Genomic DNA, 6012 nt, shown 5'->3' on the forward strand with positions numbered 1-6012 from the left:
CCGCAGATAAAATTTTAGTTTTGAAAATAATTATCGCTTCATACAACGCTTAGAAACTCGCTTCGCTCAAACATTCAGACTAAAAACGTATTCAGCGATAATTTTTTTCAATAACCTTAGGTTACCACTAAAATTTTATAATGCGGAAAAATATAATACCAAATATTTCCCGCATTTTAGTATTTTTTACGGTAGCCATAGGCTATTGGTAAAGATAAAAATAGGACTACGGTGTTAGTTCTACTGTTTGAGCGAAGCGAGTTTAGAACGTTGTTGACATATTTTTATCTTTGCCAAAGTAAAAAGTGCGTGAGCGGGTGGTTTCTTTGGTTCGTTTCTTTGCCACCAAAGAAATGAACATCTCTCTGACATCAAAGAAATGAACATTTATTTAAATATTGCTATGTTTTACGGAGTCAAAGATATCTGTGATTTCTTTAGATGGTGCTTTATCAAGTTTACTACCAATAATGATAGCTAAAGAGGATAAGATAAAGCCTGGAACGATTTCATAGAGTTGTAAAATTGGATATACAGTTGCGATATCTAATAAAGTGATTTGTTTCCAAACAAGAACAGTGATACCGCCGACAATCATACCTGCTAAGATTCCATTTCTTGTAGTGCGACGCCAGAAGAGAGAGAATAATAAAGCAGGGCCGAAAGTAGCACCAAATCCTGCCCAAGCGTAAGCAACGATATTTAAAATGGAGTTATTCGGATCAAGACCGAGAGCAATAGCTATCAAGGCGATACCGATTACAGATAAACGAGTAACGAGTACTAATTCACGAGGATTGATGTCTTTATGAATGAATTGTTTATATAAGTCTTGAGCTACAGCAGAAGCACCTACTAATAATTGAGCAGAAGCTGTACTCATGATAGCTGCAAGTACAGCAGAAAGCACGATACCAGCCCAGAATGGACTAAATAAATGATCAGTCATAACGAGGAAGACTGTTTCAGAATTAGTGCCATTGAGTGGTGTAGTCAAATAAACACTACCAACCATACCTACACATACAGCAGCAGTAAGAGAGATTACTACCCAAGTCATAGCAATGCGAGTGGCTTTTTTCAATTCACTAGAAGAAGTGATAGCCATGAAACGCACTAAGATATGAGGTTGACCAAAATAACCAAGACCCCAAGCAAGTAGAGAAATCAATTCTAATACTGTAGTATAAGAACCATCTGGTTTAGTGAATGGATTGAAAAATTCTGGATTAGTGATGCTGATAGCAGTATATGTATCACCAAATCCCCCTAATGTGAAAGCTGCAGCAATAGGGACGATTAAGATAGCGAAGAACATCATTACGCCTTGGATAAAGTCAGTCCAACAAACGGCTAAAAATCCCCCTACAAAAGTATAAAAGACGATAACGAAAGCACCAAGACAAAGAGCATATTCATAAGGAATGCCCAAAATAGTGTTGAATAATTTACCGCCAGCTACAAATCCAGAAGAAGTGTAGATGATAAAGAAAATTAAAATAAAGATTGCCATTACAACACGAATTAAAGGGCTTTTATCGTGATAGCGATTTTGCAAGAAATCTGGCAAAGTGAGAGAGTTGTTGGCAAGTTCTGTATATTTACGTAATCGACGAGCGATAAATTGCCAATTTGCCCAAGTACCAAGAGCCAGACCTACGGCAATCCAGCCAGCATTTAGACCAGCCAGATAAGCAAATCCAGGAAGTCCCATGAGCATCCAACCACTCATATCGGAAGCTTCGGCACTCATAGAGGTTACCCAAGCACCAAGTTTTCTGCCACCTAAGATGTAATCGGACATATTATGAGTGCGATAATAAAAATAAACACCGATTGCCATCATGAATAGCAAATAAAGTAAAAAAGCGACGATAATAGATATATTATCAGACATAAGATACCTCCTATTTAATTTTGATGTTTAATTATATGGTTAATATTGTATCATGATAAGCAAAATATGTACATATGTAAATGTGTATACTACAAATAATAAAAATATGATATAAATAGGGAAAATATTGCAACAAATATAAGGAGATTTTTATTTTATGGATTGTATACAAAATTTTTTTATATTTTTAATTGACAAATATAGTGTCCAGTCATATAATAAAAAACATCAGCGGTGATGTACATCAAAAAAGAATAAAAACTCGTTGATATTATTGATATTATCTTGTAATTTAATAGCAAAATAAGACAAAGACGTCTTGTTAAAAGATATACAAAGCAGTATATCCTTTGACAAGGCGTTTTTTATTTTAGCAATTATTATATATTTTTGGCTTATTTTGTGATGAAGAAAGGGTGTAATTTATGAAAAAATTAGCGTCTATATTATCTATGACTGCTATGTTCATAGCGATGATGGCATCTGTGGCTTTCGCCGCTGACGATACTACAGCAGCAATAGATACAGGTGATACAGCATGGGTTTTAATCAGTGCAGCACTTGTATTTATCATGACACCAGGTCTTGCATTTTTCTATGGTGGTATGGTAAGAAGTAAAAACGTATTGAGTACCATAATGCACAGTTTCTTCATTGTAGCGATGATTTCTGTGGAATGGGTTCTTATTGGTTATGCAATGACTTTTGGTAGTGATATTGGCGGTTTCATTGGTAGCTTAGATAAAATTGGTTTAACTGGTGTTGGTTTACAGGTAATGGAAAATGGTACTATTCCTGAACTTGCTTTCGTAGCTTTTCAGTGTATGTTTGCTATTATTACACCTGCACTTATTACTGGTGCTTTCGCAGAAAGAATGAAATTTGGCGCTTTCGTAGTATTCATCTTATTATGGGCAATCTTAATCTATAACCCTATGGCTCACTGGGTATGGGGCGGCGGCTTCTTAGCTAAACTCGGTGCCTTAGATTTTGCAGGGGGATTAGTAATTCATATTTTATCTGGTGTATCTGGTCTTACAGTATGTATTTTACTTGGCAAACGCCATGGTTATGGCAAAGTTCCAATGCTTCCACATCATTTACCAATGACTGTACTTGGTGCAACACTTTTATGGTTTGGTTGGTTCGGCTTCAATGCAGGTTCTGCTCTCGGTGCTAATGCACTTGCTGCAAATGCTTTTGTTACTACACAGGCAGCAGCAGCTATGGCGACTGTATCTTGGGTAGCATGTGAATGGATGCATCATGGCAAACCTACTATCTTAGGTGCAGCTTCTGGTTGTGTTGCAGGTCTTGTAGCCATCACTCCAGCAGCAGGTTTTGTTGCTCCACTTCCAGCTGTAATTATCGGTTTAATCGGTGGTATTGTTTGTTATTTTGCAGTAGCAGTTGTTAAAGAAAAATTCGGTTATGATGATTCCTTAGATGCTTTCGGTGTTCATGGTATCGGTGGTACATGGGGGGCTGTAGCTACAGGTTTATGGTGCTCCACAGAAATAAATCCAGCTGGTGCAGATGGTTTATTCTATGGTAGTGCAGATACTTTAATCGCTCAGTTAATTTCTATAGTAGTAGCTTATGTATTTGCTATTGTAGGTTCTTATATCTTATTTAAAGTTGTTAGTTGCTTTATGCAGGTTCGTGCAAGTGAAAATGAAGAAGTTTCCGGTATTGATATCTGTGAACATGGTGAACGTGCATACAATCAATCCATCATGAGTGCCAATACATTGCTTTCCAGTAATGCAGAAGCTTTTGCTAGTGAAAATTTTACAAAACCTGTTGATTTAAAATAATAAAATTAAAATTTAAAAGTTTTAGTGGTATTATTATAAGAAAAAGAATTTATAGATTTTCATTAGTAAGGAGTAGATTTTATGCGTAAAATAACGAAAGTAGAAATAATAACTCGTGCTAGTAAATTAGAAGAATTAAAAGAAGCTTTGAATAAAATCGGTGTTCAGGGTATGACTGTAAGTCAAGTATACGGTTGTGGCTTACAAAAAGGTCATACTGAAGTATATCGTGGCAAACAATATAGCGTAAATCTTGTACCAAAAGTAAAGATTGAAACAATTGTTTGTGCAGTTCCTGTAGAATTAGTTTTAGAAACAGCACGCAAAGCTTTGCAGACAGGTCATATTGGTGATGGTAAAATCTTCGTTTATGATGTAGAAAATGCTATGCGTATTCGCACAGGTACAATGGGTGATAAAGCCATCACAGATGATGAAGCATGATTAATTTCCTTCATTATAATAAGCGTAGTCAATTTGACTATATATTATAATGAAAGAAATATCTTTATACACAAACAAGAAATATCTCTATGGATAAATAGAGATATTTCTTGGATATTTTTTAGCTTATTAAATAACTTATAAATGAATATACGAAAGAGAAGTTAGGTATTACCTAACTTCTTTTTTTATCTTGTATAAAGTTAAAATAAATATATTTTATGCTATAATATAGTATAATATATTATCAAAATCGAGGTGTAGCTTATGTCTTTAACTGATAAAGAAATTATGGATGGCGTATTAGCTGAATTTAGCAATTTAGCAGCTATTCCACGTAAATCAAATCATGAAGAAGCAGTAAGTAATTTTTTGAAAGAACGTGCTTTATCTTTTGGTTGTAAAGTAGTTCAAGATGAAAAATTTAATTTAATCATTGATAAAGATGCAGCAAAAGGTTGTGAAACTTGGCCACGTGTAATCATTCAAGGTCATATGGATATGGTATGCGTAGCAGCTGAAGGTGTGCAATATGATCCACTTACAAGCCCTATTAAAATTATCAATGATGGTGAATTTTTACGTGCTGATGGTACTAGTCTTGGCGCTGATGATGGTATTGGCGTAGCAGCAGCTATGTATTTATTACAACAAGATTTCAATCATGGTCCTATTCGTGCTATTTTCACTGTAGATGAAGAACAGGGCATGACTGGGGCAAAAGTTTTAGATGCTAAATATTTATTAGATGCAAAATATCTTATAAACTGTGATTCTGAAGCTTTTGATGTGCTTACTTTGTCTAGTGCAGGCAGTGTAAATGTTGATGCAGAACGTCGCATTACATGGCATAAACCAGAACATCGTTCTGCTTATAAATTTGTAGTTAAAGATTTACATGGTGGTCATTCTGGTGAAGCTATTAATTGTGGTTATGCTAATGCTGTAAAAATCATTGCTCAAGCAATCAATAGCATTATGAAAAAAACAGAAATTGAACTTGCAAGTATCAGTAGTTTAAAAGCGAGAAATGTAATTCCATCTGAAGCTGAATTTGTATTCACTTCCCCACTTTCTAATGTGAAAGTATTTGATGTAGTGGTGGCTAAAATTACAGATTATTTAAAAGCTGCTTATGGCAATGTAGAGAAGAATTTCACAGTTACTTGTGTTCCTTGTGAGCTTCCAGAACGTGTAATGTCTGAAGAAGATGCAAGCAGTATTGTGGACTTCATTAATTTGAGCATGACTGGCGTACTCAAGATGTCTCAAGTTGAAGAAGGCTTAGTAGAATTATCTGCCAATATCGGCCCTGTTGTTACTAAAGAAAATGCAGTGGAAATATCTGTATTCCCAAGAAGTGCTGTAGATGCATTGACTAGAGAAATTGCAAATATTTATATTCAATTAGGTAAACGCTGTGGTATTCGCGTTGTAAGCGGAGAACCTGCTCCTGGTTGGCCTGCAAATCCAGATAGTCAATTAAAACATGTAGTATTAGAAACTTTCAAAGAACAAAATGGCTTTGATATGAAAGCAAAATCCATTCATGCAGGTCTTGAATGTAGCTATTTCTATGCTAAAAATCCAAACTTAGATATAATTTCTATTGGACCAAACAACATAGATATTCATAGCCCAAATGAAAGATTGGAATTAAAAACATTAGTTCCTCATGTAAAATTAATTAAAGGCGTTATGGAAAAATTAGATAAATAATGGTTAATGTTCGTTTTTCTTTTGTGCAAAAGAAAAATGAACCAAAAAGAAAACCACCCGCTCACGCACTTTTTACTTTGTCAAAGATAAAAATATGTCAACAACGTTCTAAACTCGCAAGGCTCAAACAGTAGA

4 protein-coding genes are annotated in these 6012 nt (G+C 34.9%); 3 read left to right on the top strand and 1 reads right to left on the bottom strand.

Features of this window, described 5'->3' with window-relative positions; genetic code table 11:
• Nucleotides 1–391 precede the first annotated feature (391 nt).
• Complete coding sequence (putP, locus tag AC5LAX_RS09775; RefSeq protein WP_018999642.1) at nt 392–1897, bottom strand: sodium/proline symporter PutP; 1506 nt, start codon at nt 1895–1897, stop codon at nt 392–394.
• Between the two features lie 425 nt (nt 1898–2322).
• Between putP and AC5LAX_RS09780 the strand changes: the two genes are divergently transcribed.
• From AC5LAX_RS09780 to pepD, 3 genes are all read left to right on the top strand, one after another.
• Complete coding sequence (locus AC5LAX_RS09780) at nt 2323–3714, top strand: ammonium transporter (RefSeq protein WP_288909670.1); 1392 nt, start codon at nt 2323–2325, stop codon at nt 3712–3714.
• 81 nt (nt 3715–3795) lie between these two features.
• On the top strand, nt 3796–4158 hold the full coding sequence (locus AC5LAX_RS09785) for a P-II family nitrogen regulator (protein WP_288909669.1): 363 nt from the start codon (nt 3796–3798) through the stop codon (nt 4156–4158).
• A gap of 267 nt (nt 4159–4425) precedes the next feature.
• Entirely contained in the window at nt 4426–5877 is a 1452-nt protein-coding gene (pepD, locus tag AC5LAX_RS09790) for a beta-Ala-His dipeptidase (protein ID WP_288909668.1), read from the top strand.
• Nucleotides 5878–6012 lie beyond the last annotated feature (135 nt).

The organism is Megamonas sp. (assembly GCF_986095205.1).

What these genes read in the sequence shown, in the direction of transcription:
- putP (WP_018999642.1), bottom strand. Translation starts at nt 1,897, where the DNA reads ATGTCTGATAATATATCTATTATCGTCGCTTTTTTACTTTATTTGCTA.
- AC5LAX_RS09780 (WP_288909670.1), top strand. Translation starts at nt 2,323, where the DNA reads ATGAAAAAATTAGCGTCTATATTATCTATGACTGCTATGTTCATAGCG.
- AC5LAX_RS09785 (WP_288909669.1), top strand. Translation starts at nt 3,796, where the DNA reads ATGCGTAAAATAACGAAAGTAGAAATAATAACTCGTGCTAGTAAATTA.
- pepD (WP_288909668.1), top strand. Translation starts at nt 4,426, where the DNA reads ATGTCTTTAACTGATAAAGAAATTATGGATGGCGTATTAGCTGAATTT.